The organism is Pseudomonas asuensis, assembly GCF_014646755.1.
In the GTDB taxonomy this organism is placed as follows: domain Bacteria; phylum Pseudomonadota; class Gammaproteobacteria; order Pseudomonadales; family Pseudomonadaceae; genus Chryseomonas; species Chryseomonas asuensis.
In genome coordinates this window covers 442157-462645 of the sequence record NZ_BMNW01000004.1, presented here as the reverse complement: position 1 = coordinate 462645, position 20489 = coordinate 442157, and the positions used below count along the sequence as shown (strand labels likewise).

The 20489-nt window shown below is 53.9% G+C and carries 17 protein-coding genes; 11 read left to right on the top strand and 6 right to left on the bottom strand.

Going from position 1 to position 20489, the window contains the following annotated elements:
• The 7 genes from icmH (at position 1) to IEX86_RS11625 (ending at position 11014) form a co-directional block, all read left to right on the top strand.
• A complete protein-coding gene (icmH, locus tag IEX86_RS11655) occupies positions 1–876 on the top strand; it encodes a type IVB secretion system protein IcmH/DotU (RefSeq protein ID WP_188866280.1) in 876 nt (291 codons plus the stop codon).
• A 19-nt stretch (positions 877–895) separates the two neighbouring features.
• A complete protein-coding gene (gene tssM / locus IEX86_RS11650) occupies positions 896–4429 on the top strand; it encodes a type VI secretion system membrane subunit TssM (protein WP_188866279.1) in 3534 nt (1177 codons plus the stop codon).
• Positions 4430–5167 carry a PP2C family protein-serine/threonine phosphatase gene (locus IEX86_RS11645; protein WP_188866278.1) on the top strand — a complete coding sequence of 246 codons (738 nt, stop codon included), beginning with the start codon at positions 4430–4432 and terminating at the stop codon, positions 5165–5167.
• An 11-nt stretch (positions 5168–5178) separates the two neighbouring features.
• Positions 5179–6165: a serine/threonine-protein kinase gene (locus IEX86_RS11640; protein ID WP_188866277.1), complete on the top strand. Its 987-nt coding sequence runs from the start codon at positions 5179–5181 to the stop codon at positions 6163–6165.
• A gap of 142 nt (positions 6166–6307) precedes the next feature.
• Positions 6308–8740 (top strand): type VI secretion system tip protein TssI/VgrG, encoded by a 2433-nt coding sequence (gene tssI, locus IEX86_RS11635; RefSeq protein WP_188866276.1) that lies wholly within the window; start codon positions 6308–6310, stop codon positions 8738–8740.
• Between the two features lie 7 nt (positions 8741–8747).
• Positions 8748–10505: a peptidoglycan-binding domain-containing protein gene (locus IEX86_RS11630; protein WP_188866275.1), complete on the top strand. Its 1758-nt coding sequence runs from the start codon at positions 8748–8750 to the stop codon at positions 10503–10505.
• Positions 10502–11014, top strand: coding sequence for a hypothetical protein (locus IEX86_RS11625; RefSeq protein ID WP_188866274.1), 513 nt, complete (start codon positions 10502–10504; stop codon positions 11012–11014). Before IEX86_RS11630 ends, IEX86_RS11625 begins: the two co-directional genes overlap by 4 nt.
• A gap of 20 nt (positions 11015–11034) precedes the next feature.
• Here the strand turns inward: IEX86_RS11625 and IEX86_RS11620 are convergent, their stop codons facing one another.
• Positions 11035–11703 (bottom strand): uracil-DNA glycosylase family protein, encoded by a 669-nt coding sequence (locus IEX86_RS11620; RefSeq protein WP_188866273.1) that lies wholly within the window; start codon positions 11701–11703, stop codon positions 11035–11037.
• Positions 11704–11897: 194 nt separating this feature from the next.
• Here IEX86_RS11620 and IEX86_RS11615 point away from each other — a divergent pair, with 194 nt between their 5' ends.
• Positions 11898–12275 carry a glutaredoxin family protein gene (locus IEX86_RS11615; protein ID WP_188866272.1) on the top strand — a complete coding sequence of 126 codons (378 nt, stop codon included), beginning with the start codon at positions 11898–11900 and terminating at the stop codon, positions 12273–12275.
• A gap of 50 nt (positions 12276–12325) precedes the next feature.
• Here the strand turns inward: IEX86_RS11615 and IEX86_RS11610 are convergent, their stop codons facing one another.
• The 5 genes from IEX86_RS11610 to IEX86_RS11590 all read right to left on the bottom strand — a co-directional run bounded on the left by IEX86_RS11610 (position 12326) and on the right by IEX86_RS11590 (position 16065).
• The gene (locus IEX86_RS11610) at positions 12326–12877 is read right to left on the bottom strand and encodes a DUF3299 domain-containing protein (protein ID WP_188866353.1); all 552 of its coding nucleotides are present in this window, start codon (positions 12875–12877) and stop codon (positions 12326–12328) included.
• 78 nt (positions 12878–12955) lie between these two features.
• Complete coding sequence (locus tag IEX86_RS11605) at positions 12956–13204, bottom strand: GlsB/YeaQ/YmgE family stress response membrane protein (RefSeq protein WP_188866271.1); 249 nt, start codon at positions 13202–13204, stop codon at positions 12956–12958.
• A 141-nt stretch (positions 13205–13345) separates the two neighbouring features.
• Positions 13346–14428, bottom strand: coding sequence for a 5-(carboxyamino)imidazole ribonucleotide synthase (locus tag IEX86_RS11600; RefSeq protein ID WP_188866270.1), 1083 nt, complete (start codon positions 14426–14428; stop codon positions 13346–13348).
• On the bottom strand, positions 14428–14919 hold the full coding sequence (gene purE, locus IEX86_RS11595) for a 5-(carboxyamino)imidazole ribonucleotide mutase (protein ID WP_019367489.1): 492 nt from the start codon (positions 14917–14919) through the stop codon (positions 14428–14430). Before purE ends, IEX86_RS11600 begins: the two co-directional genes overlap by 1 nt.
• Before the next feature lie 237 nt (positions 14920–15156).
• On the bottom strand, positions 15157–16065 hold the full coding sequence (locus tag IEX86_RS11590) for a LysR substrate-binding domain-containing protein (RefSeq protein ID WP_188866269.1): 909 nt from the start codon (positions 16063–16065) through the stop codon (positions 15157–15159).
• Between the two features lie 167 nt (positions 16066–16232).
• Here IEX86_RS11590 and aspA point away from each other — a divergent pair, with 167 nt between their 5' ends.
• The 3 genes from aspA (at position 16233) to IEX86_RS11575 (ending at position 20475) form a co-directional block, all read left to right on the top strand.
• Positions 16233–17663, top strand: a complete 1431-nt coding sequence (aspA, locus tag IEX86_RS11585) for an aspartate ammonia-lyase (protein WP_188866268.1) — start codon at positions 16233–16235, stop codon at positions 17661–17663.
• 401 nt (positions 17664–18064) lie between these two features.
• Positions 18065–19480 (top strand): alanine/glycine:cation symporter family protein, encoded by a 1416-nt coding sequence (locus tag IEX86_RS11580; protein WP_188866267.1) that lies wholly within the window; start codon positions 18065–18067, stop codon positions 19478–19480.
• Positions 19477–20475, top strand: coding sequence for an asparaginase (locus IEX86_RS11575; RefSeq protein WP_188866266.1), 999 nt, complete (start codon positions 19477–19479; stop codon positions 20473–20475). Before IEX86_RS11580 ends, IEX86_RS11575 begins: the two co-directional genes overlap by 4 nt.
• Positions 20476–20489 lie beyond the last annotated feature (14 nt).

Genomic DNA, 20489 nt, shown 5'->3' with positions numbered 1-20489 from the left:
ATGATCAAGGATCACGATTACGGTCAGGATGATAAAACCGTTGTGCTGAGCCGCCAGGGTACGGCGAGCTCGTCACATAACCCGTTGACCGACTTCGCCGACTCACCCCGGGTCGAGCAGTTGGAAGAGCGGATGATCTATGCCGCCCGCCTGCGTCCGGCGGAAAGCTTCAACTTGAGCGTCAACCCACTGATCGCGGCGGCCTCTGGCCTGTTGTCCGAAGTGGTTCAACTCAAACACAGCTACCATGCCGAAGACCTGTATGCCCTAAAAGAGCGCCTTACGACAGCCATCAAGCTGTTCGAACACCGCGCCTTTGGCGAAGGGGCTGAAAGCGGTCAAGTCATGGCAGCGCGCTATGTACTGTGCACGGTAATAGACGAAGCCGTAGTCACGACGCCATGGGGTAATGAGAGCGAATGGTCTCAGATGAGTCTTCTGAGCAACTTTCATAACGAGACGTTTGGCGGCGAAAAATTCTTCCAGTTGCTGGAGCGCCTGACACGCAACCCGGTCAAGCATCTACAGATGCTCGAACTCATGTACTTGTGCCTTGCGTTGGGTTTTGAGGGCAAGTACCGGGTCCTGCCTCGTGGCATGCTGGAGCTTGAAGCCATCCGAGACAGCGTCTATCGCCAAATTCGTCAGCTACGTGGTGATATTCCGCGAGAGCTGTCTCCCCATTGGCAGGGCCTGCAAGACGGTCGCCGCAGCCTTGTGCGCATTGTTCCATGGTGGTTGGTCGCTCTGTTTACCCTGATTTGCCTAGGTGTGCTATATGGTGGTTTCGCCTGGGTATTAGGCGAACAACGCGAAAGCGTGCTGCAGCCATACGAGCAGCTGACTACGGCCAAGATGGCCGAGCCAAATACGTGACAACAGGGATGTTTGCGCAATGAAACAGTTCTTCCGCAATCTGGCGGTTATTTTCCGTAAGACCTGGGTCTGGAGTCTGACCCTGGTTTTGGTTCTGGCTCTATTGGTCTGGTTTGTCGGACCATTGCTGGCCGTTGCCGATCATAAATTCTGGGCGCCAGCTACTACGCGACTCGTCACACTCAGTGCCCTGTTCCTCTGCTGGGGTCTCTTCATTGTATTCGTCAGCTGGCGCAGCGGTGTACGCAAGAAGCGCGCCCTCGAAACCGAGGATGGCCAGGAGCGCCTGCGTCGTCACGAACAGATCACCGAGGAACAGCAGGAGCTGCGCAGTCGTTTCAAGGATGCACTTCAAACGCTGAAAAGCTCTAGCCTGTACCGCGCCCGTAGCGAGCGCTGGAAACAGGAATTGCCTTGGTATCTGGTGATCGGCCCCCAGGGCAGTGGCAAAACCTCTCTTCTGGATTTCTCCGGTCTTGAGTTTCCGCTTAACCGTGACGCCAACCGCCTCACCAAGGATGTCGGTGGCACCCGCCATTGCGATTGGTACTTTGCCGATCACGGTGTTCTGGTCGATACCGCAGGCCGCTACCTGAGCCAGCCGGATGCCACTGTAGATGCCAGCACATGGCAGATGCTGCTGACCCTGCTGCGTCGCCGTCGCCGCGCACGTCCGCTGAATGGTGTGTTGGTTACCGTACCGGTCGATCAGCTATTGAATGGTACTGAGATCGAACTGGAAACCCTGGCTCGCCAGATTCGTGCTCGTCTGCACGATATCCACCAGCAGTTAAAGGTCGATGTTCCGGTCTATCTTGTTCTGAGCAAGGCGGACCAGGTACTAGGCTTTGAAGAGTTCTTTGACCAGCTGTCCCGCGAGGAAAGCGAGCAGGTCTTTGGCACCAGCTTCCGCAAGGAGCAAAACGCCACAGACGCAGCGGTAGTCCGCCAAGAGTTCGAAGAGCTGCTACGCCGCTTGAATACGCAGGTCATTCAGCGTATCCATCAGGAGCGCGATACCCTACGCCGTGGTCGTATCCTAGACTTTCCTCACCAATTGGCACTGATCGGTGAGCGTCTGTGCCTGTTCGTTGAACTAGCGTTTTCCGGCAACCGTTACCAACGTGCCAGCCAGCTGCGTGGCTTCTACCTGACCAGCGCGCCACAGTTGGTCAACAGCCTCGACCCCAGCACAATGAGCATCGGCCGTAACTTGGGTCTGCCCAGCAATGCCCTGCCGACCTATCGCACCGGCCACTCTCGCTTTATCCACCAGCTGCTCAGCCGCGTCATCTTCCCGGAAGCCGACCTGGCAGGCTTGGATCAGCGTGAAACGTCGCGTATCAGCTGGGGCCAGCGCGGCCTCTATGCGGGCGCAGCTGCCTGCCTGGGCTTGTTTGGCGTTCTGTGGGCAACAGGCTTCAGCGCCAACCATGATCGTCTTGAGCAACTGCGCACGCTGGGCCAGCAACTGACCGAGCAGCACAAGGCACTGACCCCGGCCGATGATGCCATGGCAGCTTTGAAATCCATGGATAGCACGTATGCCGCTGCCAATGTATTTCCGGCCGCCAGCGATGTAGCCTTGCATGAGCGCAGTGGTTTATACCAGGGCAACAAAGCCCGCCCGACCCTGCAACAGGCCTATCATCAGGAACTGCTGGATCAGCTATTACCGCGAGTAGCACGTCAGCTGGAAGAACAGATCCATGCCAACCTCAGCGACCGTGAGCGTTTGTTAGGCAGCCTGCGCGCCTATCTGATGCTGAATCTGGAAGAACGCCGCGACAACCGTTTCCTGAAGGACTGGGTGGCCACTGACTGGTCGACCCGTTACAGCGGCGATACGGTCGTGCAGAACGGTCTCAATTCCCACTTTGCTCGTCTATTGGAACAATCCTTTGCACCCTACCCGCTGAACGATGCCCTAGTTGCCCAGGCTCGCCAAGTCCTGCGTAGCGAGTCGCTGGCTAACGTCGTGTACCGCATGCTACGTGATCAGGCGAGCAGCCTGCCCGAGTACCGCTTCAGCCAACACCTGGGCCCTCAAGGTGCCGTGTACGGCGGTGCGGATTATGCCATTCCTGGCTTCTATACCCAGAAAGGCTACGAGCAGACGTTTACGACCCAAGGCATCAATCTGGTTCGCAATATCATTGAGGACAACTGGGTACTAGGCGAAAGTGATGGTCTTTCCGGTATGGATCTGAAGCGCCTGATGGTTGAGCTGGAGCAGCTGTACTTCAATGATTACGCCAATTATTGGAGCGAAGCGGTAACCCAGTTGGTCCTGGCTCCGATTGGTGACGCTAACCAAGGCGCCATGCAACTGTCAGCTCTTACGGCATCTAATTCGCCACTGCTGCAGGTACTGAATGAAATTCGCGACAACACCCGTTTCCAATCTAGTGGAAGCGATGCGGCAATGGCCATTGCAGACGCTGCGCCAAAGGGCAACGCCAAGCTGGCCAAGGCCGCTGCACTGGCGAGCGCGGCTGCCGATAAGGCGGGCGATGCGCTAGCCAAGAACCTGCCGGACACTGCCAAAAAAGCATTGCAAAAACGCTTCGAGCCACTGCATCGTCTGCTGGATGAGAACGGCGGCCCGGCGGCCGATATGGTTCCGGTCATGGCTGCATTGAACGACCTTCAGCTACAAATGGCAGGTTTGGCCCATGCCAGCGCACCCGAGCAAGCCGCATTTGAAATGGCGCGTGATCGCATGGCTGGTCAACGTGATGCCATCAATAGCCTGCGCAACGCGGCCAATCGCCTGCCGCAGCCTGTAAACAACTGGCTGAGCCTGCTGGCGGACGACAGCTGGATGATGGTGCTTAACGATGCCTATGACTACCTGAACCAACGCTACCAGAGCGAGATGTACTCGTTCTACAACAACGCCTTGAATAAGCGTTATCCCTTCAAAGCTGACAGCGAGAGCGACGTAGCCATTGCGGACTTCCGTGAATTCTTCAAGATGCAGGGCGTTGCAGACAAGTTCTTTGACAGCTACCTGAAGCCCTTCGTCAGTGGTGATTCCGGCAACTATCGTCTGCGCAGCATTGATGGTCATAGTCTACCGCTGTCCCGTGAGTTCCTGGCACAGATGGGCCGGGTCCAGACGATTCGCCGCAGCTTTTTTGCTGAGAATCCGGCTGAGCCGCAGGTCATGTTCAAGCTGGAGCCCTACTCACTGGATTCCAGTCTGACCCGTGCCAATCTACGCATTGGCAACAACCAAATGGAATACCGTCATGGCCCGATCGTGCAGACAGCGTTCCGCTGGCCTGCCGAGAATGATGAAAGCCGCGTCAGTCTTGTGCTGGAAGAGCTCAACGGTCGCCGTGTCGGTGTTGAGCAGAACAGTGGTCCCTGGTCTCTGTTCCGTATGCTGGATGCCATGAAGATTGAGCAGAACAGCAACCGGGACGCCTTGATGGTCAAAGCCGACCTTGAAGGGTTGCATGCCAGCTACCTGCTGCTCAGCCAACGTTCGCCGAACCCGTTTGACTTCGGCAACCTGCGTGGCTTCAAGCTACCGGCGTCACTCTAAATGAGTGATGTCGCCATGCTTTGGCGCAGCGCAGCGCGTACCGATGCTGGCAAGGTGCGTGCTCGTAACGAAGATGCATTTCTCGACAGTCCCGAGCAAGGTCTCTGGGCTGTCGCAGACGGCATGGGCGGCCATAGCCAGGGCGACCTGGCCAGCCGCCTGATTATTGAAAGCCTGGCGGAGCTGCCCATAGGCGCAGGCTTTGATGAGCGCCTGCAGCAGCTCCGCCAATGCCTTCACTGGCTCAACCGACGGCTAAACCAGGAACTCACGGTCATAGCCGACCAGGCAGACACCATCATTGGCAGTACCGTGGTAGCGCTACTATGCGATGACAAGCGGGCGGCTTGTGTCTGGGCGGGTGATAGCCGGTGTTATCTTTGGCGTAGCGGTCGGCTCTATCAGCTCACCAAGGATCATTCGGTACAACAACGAATGATTGATGAAGAAAAACTGACGCCTGAGCAGGCAGCTCGCCATCCCGCAGCCCATGCGCTGACCCAGGCGATTGGTGCCAATGAAAAACTGGCGCTCGACATCCTTGAGTTCAGCTTGATGCCGGGTGACAGTATGCTTCTCTGCAGTGATGGCCTGTACAAAGGAATCAGTCAGAACGCGATCGGTGCTGCTCTGTCTCTGCCGTCTGCCCAGATTGCTTTGGAACGGCTTTTCGACACGGCTCTACTAGGCCCCGCACGCGATAACCTGACCGCCATCGTCATCCGTCGACAGGAGTAAGGATGCACCTCATGGACGAACCTAACGCGGCAGTTGTCGAAGACGAGCTGACCTATTTCGCCTTTGCCAACAAGGCCCCTTCCACAACGGAAACTCTACCCAGAACTCACGGTGTAAAGGCATTACCCGATGTGCTCAGTGGACGCTACAAGCTGGAGCGTCTATTGGGCGTAGGCGGTATGGGCGCGGTTTATCGTGCACGCGACCTGATGCGTGAACAGTACGGCGACCCAGAACCCTTTGTAGCCATCAAGACGCTCAGTGAAGACTTTGCGGAATATCCCGATGCCAGTGCATTGCTCTACAGCGAGTTCGCCCTGACAACCCGCCTCCGTCACCCCCACATTGTTCGCCTGCATGGCTTTGATATCGATCGGGAAAGCGAGCGTGCCTACATAACTCTGGAAATGCTCCGGGGTCTGACCCTGGACAAATTGCTGTGTGACCATCCACAAGGCATGGGCTGGGAAGCGCTACGAGACATTGCCATTCCACTATTGGAGGCCTTGGCCTTTGCTCATAGTCAGGGAGTTCTGCATGGTGATATCAAGCCAAGCAATGTCATCCTGGCCGAAGACGGCCTGCGCCTATTCGATTTCGGCCTCGGCCAACCGGTAGAAGGCGTACTACCTGGCCTGCCTCGCCTTTCGCGAAACCGTTTTACCGCCTGGACACCGCGCTATGCCTCGCTTGAGCTGCTGGATGGAGCACCGCTTACATCCTCGGCTGACGTGTATGCCGTTTCTTGCGTCCTGTACGAGTTAGCCACTGGCCAACATCCTTACCGACGGTTAAGTGCAAAACAGGCACGTGCCATGCAAATAGAACCTACGCCTCCCGCTCAGCTATCAAAGCCTTGCTGGCAGGTGCTACGAACCGGACTGCAGTTTGCTGAACCTGACCGCCAGATTGATGCTAGCGGCCTACTGGATGGGTTTCGTCATGTCAAACAATCGTCCACTTTAGGCCGTTGGTTAGGTCTTCGTCAGTCGGCCTAAGACCGTTTGTAACCACAGCGCGGGCTTACGTCGGCTGCCGCTTAAGAAACGTGAAGCAATTACCGTTTCATTGAGCAATAGGCTTGAGTAAAAGCCTACCAGATCACATGATTCGCTCCCCATCAGACGCAAGGAGGCGCCTGTGTTTTTCGCAGCCAACGAAACACATTTTTCTTTGGTTCTGGACGGCGTTGAGACTGACTTTCAGGTCCTGAGCTTTACAGGACAGGAGTCGATCAGCCAGCCCTTTCGCTTTGACATCGAACTGGTCAGCGAACGGCCCGACCTGGACCTTGAAGCCCTGCTGCATCAGCGCGCCTTTCTGGCCTTCTCGCCCAACGGCAGCGGCGTTCACGGTCAGCTCCACCAGATCGGCCAGGGCGACGCCGGCAAGCGCCTCACCCGCTATCACGTTGTGCTAGTGCCGCGTCTGGCCTACCTTGCTCACCGCACCAACCAGCGCATCTTTCAAAAGCTCACCGTCCCGCAGATCATCGCCCAGGTGCTCAAAGACCACGGCATCCTGGCGGACGCCTACCGCTTCCAATTGGGGCCTACGGTCTATCCGCCTCGTGAATATTGCGTCCAATATGATGAGACCGACCTGCACTTCATTCAGCGGCTCTGCGAAGAGGAAGGCCTGCACTACCACTTCGAGCATACCCAGGATAACCACGTCCTGGTGTTTGGCGATGATCAGACCGGCTTTCCCAGGCTCACACCACCGACTGCCTATGTACAGGGCTCGGGGCTTGTAGCAGACGAGCCGGTAGTCAAGCGCTTTGGCGTACGCCTGGAAACCCGTACCGCCCGCGTCTCCCGTCGTGACTATGACTTCGAGCAGCCACGCCTGCGCATGGAGGCGGCCTACAAAAGCGAGGCCAAGCCCGATCTGGAAGACTACGACTACCCGGGCCGCTTCACCGATCGCACCCGCGGCAAGCATCTCGCCCAGCGCGCCCTTGAGCGTCACCGCAGCGACTATCAGCTGGCCGAAGGCGAAAGCGACCAGCCCCAGCTAGTTAGTGGTCATTTCCTGGAACTGTCTGAGCATCCCCGCCGCGACTGGAACCAGCTGTGGCTACTCACCGGCCTCTGGCATGAGGGCAAGCAACCTCAGGTCCTAGAGGAGTCGGTTACCAGTGATGTGGACAAGCACGACGGCTTTACCCAGGGCTACCGCAACCGCTTCACAGCAACACCCTGGGACGTACCCTTCCGTCCTGCGCTTGAACATCCCAAGCCCAAGATCCTGGGCAGCCAGACCGCTGTGGTCACTGGCCCCAAGGGCGAAGAGATCCATTGCGATGAATACGGTCGGGTCAAGGTACAGTTTCACTGGGACCGTGAAGGCCAGGCCAATGAGCAGACCAGCTGCTGGCTACGCGTCTCCTCCAGCTGGGCGGGTGATCGTTATGGCGGTATCGCCATCCCCCGCATCGGCATGGAAGTACTGGTCACGTTCTTGGAAGGCGACCCGGACCAACCCCTGGTCACAGGCTGCTTGTTCCACATGGAACATCAGGTGCCCTATGACCTGCCGGCCAACAAGACCCGTAGCGTTTTCAAGACCCTGAGCACACCGGGCGGCGGTGGCTATAACGAGCTGCGTATTGAGGACAAGAAAGGTCAGGAGCAGATCTACATTCATGCCCAACGGGACTGGGACGAGAACGTCAAACACGACCAGAAGATCCGCGTGGGGCATGAGCGACACGACATCGTCGAGGCTAACAGCTACACGGAATACAAAGCCGAGGAACACCGCACCACCGATGCGGACCGCAAGGTTGAGGTCAAGACCAACGATCACCTCACCGTAGGGCAGAACCAGCATGTCCAGTTGGGAACAGCCCAACTCACCCAAGCCGGCCGGGAAATTCACCTAAAGGCTGGCCAAAAAATGGTCATCGAAGCAGGGATCGAACTCACCCTAAAGGCAGGCGGTAGCTTCATCAAGCTAGACCCCAGCGGCGTCACGATCATTGGCCCCATGGCCAAAATCAACGCAGGCGGCTCAGCCAGCAGCGGCTCAGGCATTGCGATTGAGCTTCCCCGCTTACCAGGCGAGGCGGATGTGGATAAGGCTGGAGATATATTAGGAAGGTTTTCTAATGATAAACCGTGGCAAAACCGTAAAACACCTGAGTTAAACTCTATGCCCTTTATTATTCAATTAAAAAGGCCATATGAAGATCATGGAATTTCAGGACAGCCATACACCTTAGAAGTATGTGGGATAAAATATGAAGGAACAACTAAAGGTGACGGATATATATATCAAAACATACCTAAAAACTCTACCAAAGCGACATTAACTTTCTTTCCTTTTGGAAAAAAATCCTCACCATGGAAATGGGAAATTAATATAAACGAGCAACAAGAAGCCAATAAAATAAAAGGTATTCAATCACGCTTAAAAAATCTTGGATTTTATAGTGGAAAAATTGATGGAAATTGCGGCAGAAAAACCAAATTAGCAATGCGGCATTTTCAAAAAAAATGCAATATATCAGACAGTGAAAGCTTTTCAGCTGCTGATATAGAAAGATTGAAAATTCAACACTCTGTTTAGTGCACATATGAAATATGGAAATTTCAGCCTTCGTAAAGGCGATCATGACGGCGATCCTCAAAAGGATCTATTCCCTCGCTGGGGTAGTATAGATAACCCTGGTAGCGAAATTATTAGTGGCGAGACCGAGCTAGCTAACAACTCGAGCAGCGCAACATTTACTATACCGGAACATATAAAGTCACTCCAAAATGACTTGCAAACTTTAGGATTTTCCATTGTAGGCGAGCCAGATGGAAAATTTGGTCCCAGTTGCGAATGGGCAGTTCGAGAATTTCAAATTTATGCGTCTATGAGCCAAGTCGCTCGAGTTCGCCCAGAAAAAACAGGCCAGTTACTATTAAACAGTAATGGACTCCCCATAACCATTGAAAACAATAATGTTTATTATGACAGCGCAGCGAATATCGTAAACAAAGTTAGCCAAACTCCTGAAGCTCACAGCGATAGTGAAAATAAAAGTTATTATGTTGACTCACTCGAGCCAGTAACAAACGGCCACTTATATGAAGGACCCATAAGCGGCGTATTAAATAGTGAAACTAGAAATGCTTTGGAATTCTGGCTTGAAAACAATTATAGATGCCCAGTTATAATAGAAGCGTGGACTTGGGACAAGCGACTAAATAAAAGAACAAATTTAATAAATAATAATCTCTGGAGGCACGACGATATTAAAGACAGTTCTCCTCGAGTATTTTTTAGAGACTTTTCCAACTATTACGAATATCCACCTACAAGATTAACTGATCAATATCATGTATTAGGATATTATGCGACACAGGCATTTGGAGGACCAAACGCATCTCCTGGCCACAGCTGGTCACCAGAAGCATCCATCTCAATTGAAAATATCCTAGGGCACAACTTTGATGTTAACCAAATCACCTCTCCTGCATTGTCTACCTATCGAGTAATTAGAGTAGTAGCCGAGGCAGAATGTTACGGGAGATTCGACGTTTTAAACGCTTGGGACAATGCACTAATGTCAGCAGGTCCATGTCATTGGACACTAGGCATTTATAGTGGTGAAAGCTACAAGAATGGAGAATTCTCAGCCTTTATCGCCTTCCTAAAAAGCTCCGAATATACAGCATATAAAAAAGCGTTTGGAAATTTTGGATTGAGCGCAACAAATTCCTGGGGAGATGAGGAGATTTATTCCAGCAACACTTTAACTTATACCTCCTGGATTAAGTTGACTAATGAAAGCTACAACACCTCGGAGAATGAACATAACGAAAATGAATTTGATGTATTACCTAGAAGTAAAGCGGGAGCCCATTACTTAAAGAGCTGGCACTGGTTTTATAGAGTAAGCATGGCTGGGCGAACCATAGAAAACTATAGAAACTGCATGTGGAAAATGGCCAAAATAAGGCTTAAAGCTATTTTAGAAAAAGAGGTCAGCTTTCATATAAACAGCAACGTATTACGCCACACCATTAGGCAAATATATACGTCAGAGAAAGCTATAGCGATTCTTTTAAGGTGGCACGTTTATCGGCCAGCCCATATTGTAAGCAGCAATAATAATAGGCTAATCTCTATAATAGAAGAGACAATAAGAGACGCTAGAAATATAAACTGGAGCTTACCTATTAACGAATGGGGCGACACACATGAAAATGAGCTTACTAGACGCTTACTATTAAGCTTGCAAAGCATAAACAATACAATCTCGACCAGTATAAATTTTGGACTTAATCAACCCCAAGGCTCCGTTAAAACTGGAAGAAATTCTTTTATATTAGAGGACTTATGAAGTTTACTGCATTCATACTTTTGGCTTTTGCGTCTACAGCTTATTCCGCCGATCAAAATATTTGCAAAGCTTATACAGGACCTAAAAGCTTTATATCTCATTGGGTTAATGATGACACCAGCGTTGATACATTAACAACAATAGATTCAAACGATCTTTTGAAAGAGGATGGAAAGATTCATGAGGTAGGCGATCTTAATGGCGATGGAAATAAAGATTATATTTTTGAGTCTTACTCTAGCGAGGGCTCAAGCCGCGATAGAACTTATAACATACTGATACAATGCCACGGTTTTCTGGCTAACGCTGGTGGTGATTATTTCTCTGGATTCAAACTAGATGAAAATCAAAAAACCCTCACAAAAGGAGAATACAAACGTATAGTATTCTTAGCCTATAAGAGGACCGGGGATGGAGGCATAATATATAATGGAAAAACCCCTAAAACTGAACCTCAAATATGGGAGTATGACAAAGAACAAAAGAAATACAGGCAAGCTAAAAATTAAACCAATGAAATCTTATTAATTTAAACCAAAAGCCTAAGTCTTTCATTTAGCAAAACCGGAAACTTATCAAACCATGCCTGATTCAAGGGCGAAGGATGTGGGAGTGGGTATAGCGTAAACACGTGCCCTTTCCCCTCCTCCGCTGTCAGCGTGACCTCGGTATGGTTTGTAAAACGATCTTCGCTTTTCCAGAAGGCCTCTAGCCGTTGTTTCTCTTCCTTGGGTTGGTCTATCGCAAACCAGAGAAAGGCCTCGCGGCCGAAAGTGATGATAGTGCGGCCATGCCATTGCTCAATGAGCAGCTGCCGCATAAGCGGGTGAAAGCGCTTCTTGATCTTTTCGGACCAGGCTTTATTGCCAAGGGGCTTATACGGCACGGTGTTGGCCCAGAAAAATCTCTGGCTCAAGGAGCGACCTGCATCGAAGTCCGGTATGGGTTGACCGTGCAAATGCTCATAAATAACCTTGCGAGCGATCTGCCCGCCTGCGCCGATAAAGGGCTCACCGTATTTAACTTCGTCCCGCCCGGGGTCTCGGCCAAAGAAACCAACAGGTGCATCCTTACGCCCCAAGCCAATAATGGGTTCTAGCGGATCCTTTTGGTACTTCTCATAGACCTCTGTATCGATGCCTTCAATGGTGCTAGCGATCTCACGAAAGGCTTGCTGCATCTTCGGGTCGAGGGGCATGGGATTTCCTTCGTAATCGGCTTCTTGTTTATAAGACCGATTAGCAAGGGAAAGAATTCATGCCTTCCAAGGCTGCGCTCCCCCATAGCTATTTTCTCAATCACACCAATAGCGACTCCATGCCGACCAAGTGCCGTCCTGTTTTGATGCAATGGGGTAAACTCCCCGCCTCACATCTATAGGGATAGCCATACATGTTGATCAAGGCGCTGCGAATTGGCCTGGGCCAAACCATTGTTGGGCTGGATTTGCTGACGCGTCCGCGCAAGCTCAAGCGAAGTGCTGAGGCGCAGAAGCAAGTGGAAGAACAGACCGCCGGACTTGCGCTGTACCAGTTCCAGGCATGCCCGTTTTGCGTGAAGACGCGGCGAGCCATGCACAAGCTGAACCTGCCTATCACCATCCGCGACGTGAAGAAAGATCCTGAACATCGTGAAGCTTTGCTGGCAGGTGGCGGACGTATCAAGGTGCCTTGCCTTCGGATCGAAGAAGAAGGCCGTACGGCCTGGATGTACGAATCCAACGACATTATTGCCTATCTCAACAAGCGCTTCGCACCAACAAGTCGCTAATAAAAAGCCCGACCAAGTCGGGCTTTTTTATAGGTATCTCTTCAGGCCGATCAAAGATCAGTCTCTTCAACTTTACGAACCTTGATGGCATCGATGGCATACGAGGCTTCGGCCAGATCGTTATCTACCTTTTCGATTTTCATCAGCCCGATAACCCAGTAAGGCTCATAAATATCGGGCAACGGAACACCTTTTGGGAAGCGCACCAGTACAATCTGGTTTGGTGGTGGCGGCGGGACGTGAATACAGGCGCCCGGATACGGGACCAGGAAAAACTCAGTGAAATTGCCTTTGCTGTTGCTTTCCAGCGGAACCGGATAGCCCCCCAGGCGAATTGTTTTCCCGTTCATGGCAGGCACTGTACGCGTGGAGTGCATGACGGCTGGCAGGTTGCTGTCTTTTTGCTTGAGTCCGCCCTTGCTCTCAAAACCGCCTGGTAATTCGGGCGTGTCATGGGTGATCTCAGGCATGTCTTCCAGCGCCTTGCGATCCGACTCTGGCATGAGAGACAGCCAATCGGTCTCAGGCGGCTCGCCTTCTCGGGCTAGGGCGGTTGTAATCTGAGAAAAAACTAGCAGTACGGTGAGAATAAAATAGCGCATGGCAAGAAGAGTATCGGGCAATTGGGTTGCGCTAGTGTGAAGCTTCTTGGCGTTGAACCCAACTGCCCGGACGGGAAATTAGCGACGCTTGGTCACCATGCCCCAGATGAACAGAACGATGATGGCACCGACAACTGCCCCGATGAAACCTGCACCTTCACCTGCGCGGTAGATACCGATAGCTTGGCCACCATAGCTAGCTACCAGCGAGCCGACGATACCCAGGACGATCGTCATGATCCAGCCCATGCTGTCGTCGCCTGGCTTAAGGAAACGTGCGATCAAGCCAACGATGAGGCCGATGATGATGGTTCCAATAATGCCCATGAATCTTTCCCCTTCTGTGGTTTGCTTGATACGGCATATGCCGCTTGCTTAATCCGACAGTAGAAAAAACGCAGGGGTTCATCAAAATTTTTATCAAGCGAAGCGGAACTCGGACCCTCGTGCAAAGAGGGCCCGTTTCGGTCACACTTTGATCAGGGCTTCGACGTCAGCAATGCGAGCTTTTAGGGTCGCGGCGTCGTTACAGCGCAAGGTTGCATGGCCAACCTTGCGGCCCGCCTTGAATGCCTTGCCATAGTGATGCAGATGGCAGTCTTGAACGTGCAGAACCCGCTCCACTACGGGAACCTCGCCGATAAAGTTGAGCATGGCGCTCTCCCCTACCTTGGCAGTCGAGCCCAATGGCAGACCGGCCACAGCACGCAGATGATTCTCAAACTGGCTACTCTCGCTACCCTCAATGGTCCAATGGCCTGAGTTATGCACACGTGGGGCAATCTCATTGGCTTTCAAGCCACCATCAACTTCAAAGAACTCGAACGCCATCACGCCGACATAGTCGAGCTTAGTGAGCACTCGACTTACATAATCTTCGGCCAGTGCCTGCAAGGGGTGGTCTGTACTGGCAATGGATAGGCGCAGAATTCCGCTTTCATGGGTGTTATGCACCAGCGGGTAGAAACGTGTTTCACCACTACGTGCGCGTACGGCAATCAACGAGACCTCACCAGCAAAGGATACAAATCCCTCAAGGATGCACGGTACGCTACCTAGTTCGGCAAAAGCGCCCTCAACATCCGACTGGCTACGTAGAACCTTTTGACCCTTGCCGTCATAACCCAGGGTGCGTGTTTTCATCACTGCGGGCAGACCGATGCGTGCCACGGCAGCCTCAAGGTCAGCTTGGGACTGGATATCGGCGAATTCAGGCGTCGGGATGCCCAAATCCTGAAACATGGACTTTTCAAACCACCGATCGCGGGCGATACGCAGCGCTTCAGCTGAAGGAAAAACCGGAACGAACTGGGAGAGGAACGCAACGGTTTCAGCCGGGACGCTTTCGAACTCGAATGTAACCAGGTCAACCTCATCAGCCAGCTGACGCAAGTGGTCCTGGTCGCTGTAATCTGCACGAATATGCTCACCCAGCGCCGCGGCGCACGCATCCGGGGCGGGGTCGAGAAACACGAAACCCATACCCAGCGGAGTACCCGCCAGCGCCAGCATACGGCCCAGTTGGCCGCCACCGATGACTCCAATTTTCATCAGGCTTCCCTCGGATCCGGGTTATCCAGCACAGTGCGTGTCTGTTCTTCACGAAAGCGGTTCAATGCCTCGTGATATTCAGGGTATTTGCCACCCAGAATGCTGGCTGACAACAGTGCAGCGTTGATAGCGCCTGCCTTGCCAATGGCCAGAGTAGCTACCGGAACACCGGCTGGCATCTGGACGATAGACAGCAGCGAGTCGACGCCTGACAACATGGAAGACTGCACTGGAACGCCCAGTACGGGCAGGTGAGTTTTGGCTGCGCACATACCAGGCAGGTGTGCGGCGCCGCCTGCGCCTGCAATGATGACTTCGATACCGCGTCCAGCCGCTTCTTCGGCGTACTGGAACAGCAGGTCGGGGGTACGGTGGGCAGAGACCACCTTCACTTCAAAAGGAATGCCCAGCTTTTCCAGCATGTCGGCGGTGTGGCTCAAGGTAGACCAGTCGGACTTGGAGCCCATGATCACGCCTACGAGTGCGCTCATCGTCGTGCCTCTTGTCAGGCGCCCGCAGGCGCATCAGAAACCAACAAGCCACGCCGGAAGACCGCACGTGGCTTGTATATGCAGACCGGTATGTAGACCGGCCTCAAGGGCCACTGAGTATACCGTAAAGCCAAGCCAGACGAAGAGGCTGAATGGCCTTTTATAACGACTCATTGTTTCCTGTCTGGCGGCCCGCCCGTTTCTGCTCCTAACAGGTACAAAACAGACACTACACGCTTAGGCAGTCGCCCCGGCTCCCGCCTCAAGCTTGCGCCATAGCAGCCTCACCGCAGCCTTACGAACGAGCGAGCAGCGGTACAGGCGAATTTCCAGAGGAATCTGCCACTGTTCACCACCACAAGGAACGAGTTCACCCCGCGCCAGCTCGGCCGTCACACTCAAATGTGGTACCCACGCAATGCCTAGTCCCTGCAGGGCCATGCTCTTGAGACTGTCTGCCATGGCAGTCTCATAGACGGTTGTATAGCGCAGCTTGCGCTGACGTAGCAGCAAATTGACCGAGCGCCCCAGGAAGGCCCCGGCGCTATAGGCCAGCAGCGGGAAGTTCTGGCCGCTCTCCAAGTCAAACAGCGGTGAACCATCCTCCTTGGCGGCACAGACCGGCAGCATTGAAGTCAGTGCCAGATGGATAGAGGGAAAGATCTCCGGGTCCATCTGCAAGGCCGCATCCGGGTCGTAGAAAGCCATCATGAGATCACACCCCCCTTCTCGAAGCGCGTGCACAGCTTCGCCGACATTGGTTGCGATCAAGCGACTCGCAATATTCAGCCCCTCACTTCGCAAGCGAGCGATCCACCCCGGAAAAAACCCCAGCGCCAAGGAATGCGCAGCAGCAAACTGCAGGACCTCACCCTGCCCGCCCTCCAGATGGTGAAGATGACGAATCACTTCGCCAAGCTGCTCGACGACGCTGCGTGCCGTAACGAGAAAAAGCTGCCCCGATTCTGTCAGTGATACAGGGGTACGCGAGCGGTCAATCAAGGTCAGCCCCAGGCTCTGTTCCAGGCTGCGAATACGCCGACTGAAGGCTGGTTGAGTTACGAAGCGGCGCTCAGCCGCCTGGGAAAAGCTATGGGTTGCAGCCAAGGCAATAAAGTCCTCAAGCCACTTCATTTCGAGGTTCATGGTCATACTCACGAAGGGGATACGCTTGCCGATCCCAATGCGTCACATCACATGATATGCAATTTCGGCATAGGGTGCGCCGATACAGCATTGGCCAGCGTCTGGCTGGAGCCCTTATTGTATACCGCATCAGGCCTTCAACACCCACCGGGAAGTGATCCCCTATCATGTCCGAACTTGCATCATCTCGCCTCGAAAAAGATCTGCTTGGTACGCTCGAAGTCCCCGCTGAAGCTTATTACGGCATTCAAACGTTACGCGCAGTTAATAACTTTCGTCTTTCCGGTGTAACGCTTTCACACTACCCCAAGCTGGTTGTTGCGTTGGCAATGGTTAAGCAGGCCGCCGCCGAGGCAAACTATCGACTCGGGTATTTGCCAGGCGACAAGTACGAAGCCATCGTGATGGCCTGTACCAAGATCATCAATGGCGAGTATCACGATCAGTTCGTGGTGGACATGATTCAAGGTGGCGCGGGCACTTCCACCAACATGAACGCCAACGAGGTCATTGCCAACGTGGCGTTGGAAGTCCTTGGCCATGAGAAGGGTGAGTACAAATACCTGCATCCGAACAATGATGTGAACATGGCGCAGTCCACCAATGACGCTTACCCGACGGCTATCCGCCTGGGTTTGCTGCTGGGTCATGACACGCTGCTCTCTAGCCTGGAAGGCCTCATCGAATCCCTGTCTGGCAAGTCGGTAGAATTCGCCAGTGTGCTCAAGATGGGTCGCACCCAATTGCAGGATGCCGTGCCGATGACGCTCGGCCAGGAATTTCGCGCGTTCGCTACTACATTGAGTGAGGACCTGGGCAAGCTAAAGACCATCGCGCCGGATCTGCTTACCGAGGTAAATCTGGGTGGCACGGCTATTGGCACCGGCATCAACGCGGACCCAGGCTACCAGACCCTGGCTGTTCGCAGTCTGGCCGAAATCAGTGGCCAGCCACTCAAGCCCGCTGCTGATCTGATCGAGGCGACCTCAGACATGGGGGCCTTCGTGCTGTTCTCCGGCATGCTCAAGCGTCTGGCGGTCAAGCTGTCCAAGATCTGCAATGACCTGCGCCTGCTTTCTAGCGGTCCGCGCACCGGCATCAACGAAATCAACCTGCCGGCACGTCAGCCGGGTAGCTCGATCATGCCAGGTAAGGTGAATCCGGTCATTCCAGAAGCTGTGAACCAGGTTGCTTTCGAGGTGATTGGCAACGACCTGGCGCTAACCTTGGCAGCAGAAGGCGGCCAGCTTCAGCTCAACGTCATGGAGCCACTGATCGCCTACAAGATTTTCGACTCGATCCGTCTGCTCAAGCGCGCCATGGACATGCTGCGCGAGCACTGCATTGACGGGATTACGGCCAATGTCGACCGTTGCCGCGAGCTGGTGGAGCACTCTATTGGCCTCGTAACGGCGCTCAATCCCTATATCGGCTATGAAAACTCGACCCGTATCGCGCGCATGGCATTGGAATCAGGCCGCGGGGTATTGGAGCTGGTCCGGGAAGAGAATCTGCTCGACGAAATGACGCTGGCTGACATTCTGCGCCCAGAAAACATGATCGCTCCGCGTCTAGCACCGAAAAAACTCATGGCTTAACCGGCGCTCCTCACAACTCTCGTGAGGAGCTTTAAGCGGGTGCCCTCGGGTACCCGCTTTTTTTAATTCGCTCTAGATCAAGCTTCTTAGCCATACGCGTTATCAAGGAAAGGCACTTTTCAGCCGGCCCATTGCGATAAACGGTCGTGCTCCAGCACATCCCTTGAGGCAGTTAGATTTGATCTCTTGTCCTCTCTTCTGGATGATACGCGCGCCAACCTCGCCGCCTGCCGTGTTTCCGGCTCGCATACCTTGCGATTTAGGGGTTCTGTCATACCCTTGGGTTGGTACTGATGGCAGCGGATTCCAATTAGTGGCTTACCGCTCGCCCATATAATGCCTTGGCCAGGATTTATCCGGAGCCCAGGTGCTTCTATTACTACAAGTAGGCGAAAGCACTCATGCTTGATCTCCTGAATGACTTTCTTTGGGGCAAACTGCTCATTGTTGGCCTGATCGGCCTGGGTCTTGTCTTCACCTTGTTTTCGGGTTTCGTGCAGTTCCGGTATTTAGGAAGCATGTTCAGCATTCTTGGCGAAGCCTTTCAACGTAAACCCGGCCAATTGAGCTCCTTCCAAGCCCTGATGCTTAGCGTGGCGGGTCGTGTAGGCGCTGGAAACATTGCCGGGGTTGCGGTGGCCGTTACCCTGGGCGGACCGGGAGCGGTCTTCTGGATGTGGGTAGTAGCCCTGCTGGGCATGGCCACGAGTTATTTTGAATGTGCATTGGCTCAGCTGTACAAGCGTAGCGATGGCAATGGTCTGTACCGGGGTGGTCCCGCCTTTTATATCTTGCATGGCCTGAAGCAACGTTGGTTGGGGATCCTGTTCTCGATCCTGCTGCTGGTCACGTTCGGCTTGGGCTTCAGCGCACTACAGTCCTATACGATTGCCTCCTCGCTCTCTGACTCGCTGGGTCTACCCACGCTGGTCACTGGACTGGTCTTTACCGCTGTAATAACCCTGATCATTTTTGGTGGCGTGGTACGGATCGCCAAGGTAGCCGACATCCTGGTTCCTGTGATGGCGTTGTCCTACATAGCCATTGCCCTAGGCGTCATTGTTCTGCACATTGATCGCGTTCCCGAGGCGTTGGCCCTGATTGTACGCAGTGCCTTTGGCCTTGAGCCTGCGTTTGCCGGTGGCTTGGGTGCGGCGCTGATGATGGGCGTCAAACGCGGCTTGTTCTCCAACGAGGCGGGTCTGGGTAGTGCACCGAACGTAGCGGCTGTTGCGGAAGTTTCCCATCCGGCAGCCCAGGGTGTTGTGCAGTCCTTTAGCGTATTCATCGACACGCTCATTATTTGCACGTCAACGGCCCTTATTATCCTGCTGTCTGGCGTTTATGAGCCAGGTGCTGATATTCCCGGGGTTGTACTGACTCAAACGGCCCTGGCCGCAACGGTTGGCGAGTGGGGACGGGTTTTCATCAGTATTGCCCTGTTGTTGTTCGCGTTCACAACGATCATCTACAACTATTATCTGGGTGAGAATGCCTTGAGCTTTTTCACCAAGAGCCGTGTTGCTCTGATGGTCTATCGTATTCTGGTTGTGGCGCTGGTGATTTGGGGCTCACAGCAGGACTTGACCACCGTGTTCGGCTTTGCCGACCTCACCATGGGCTTGCTGGCAGTAGTCAACCTGATCTCCCTGGCGTTTCTGTTCAAGGTGGGGTTACGCGTGATGCGTGACTATGACCGTCAGATCCGGGCTGGCAACAAGGTTCCGGTTTTCGATCCCAAAAGCTTTTCTGATCTGGATCTCGACCCAACGGTTTGGAAGGCTTCCGCTTCAGCCAAGAGCGTGAAAACGCCATGACGCAAGCCGGTAACTCACAGCGCCTTATGGTGCTTTATACCGGTGGCACCATTGGCATGCAGGCCACTGAAAACGGTTTAGTGCCTGCGTCCGGCTTTGAGGCGCGCATGCGCGCCTTCCTGGCCCAGGTGCCTGAGCGAGCATTGCCGGAGTGGCACTTCTGTGAAGTACTGCCTCTGATGGACAGTGCCAACATGACGCCCGCCTATTGGCTGAGGCTTAGTGAGGCCATTGTCCGGGCAGCCGAGCAAGGCTATACCGGCGTGTTGGTCCTGCATGGAACCGACACGCTAGCCTATACCGCTGCGGCCATGAGCTTTCACCTGCTGGGGCTTGATATTCCTGTGGTGCTGACAGGCTCAATGTTGCCTGCCGGCGTGCCAGACAGCGACGCCTGGGAGAACCTGGACGGTGCTCTACAGACACTCGCAAGCGGTGCTCCCCAGGGCGTACACCTGTATTTTCACGGTGCGCTGCTGCATGCGGCTCGCTGCAGCAAGATCCGCAGCGTTGGTCGTCATCCGTTCAAGACATTAGAGCGGCAGCGTCTGACTCAACACCGTCAGACATTGCCAGCTGAGCTCAAGGCAGGCCAAGCTAGACAAGTCGCCAATGTAGCTGTTCTGCCACTCTTCCCAGGCATTTCAGCCCAGCATGTATCCGCTCTGGTTAACGCCGGTGTACAGGGCCTGGTACTGGAATGTTACGGCAGCGGAACAGGGCCAAGCGATAACGATGCCTTCCTGGCCAGCCTAAACGAAGCCTCCTCTAAAGGTGTTGCGCTGATTGCCGTCACGCAGTGTCACGAAGGTGGCGTCGAACTCGATATCTATGAAGCAGGCAGCAAGCTGCGCGCATATGGTGTCGTCTCTGGTGGCGGCATGACACGTGAAGCGGCTGTAGCCAAGTTGCAGGTATTGATAGGTTCAGGCCTATCTCCCGAGCAAGTCGATTACTGGCTGCAGCAGGACCTCTGCGGCGAACTTGCCGAGTAAGCCATACGAAAAAG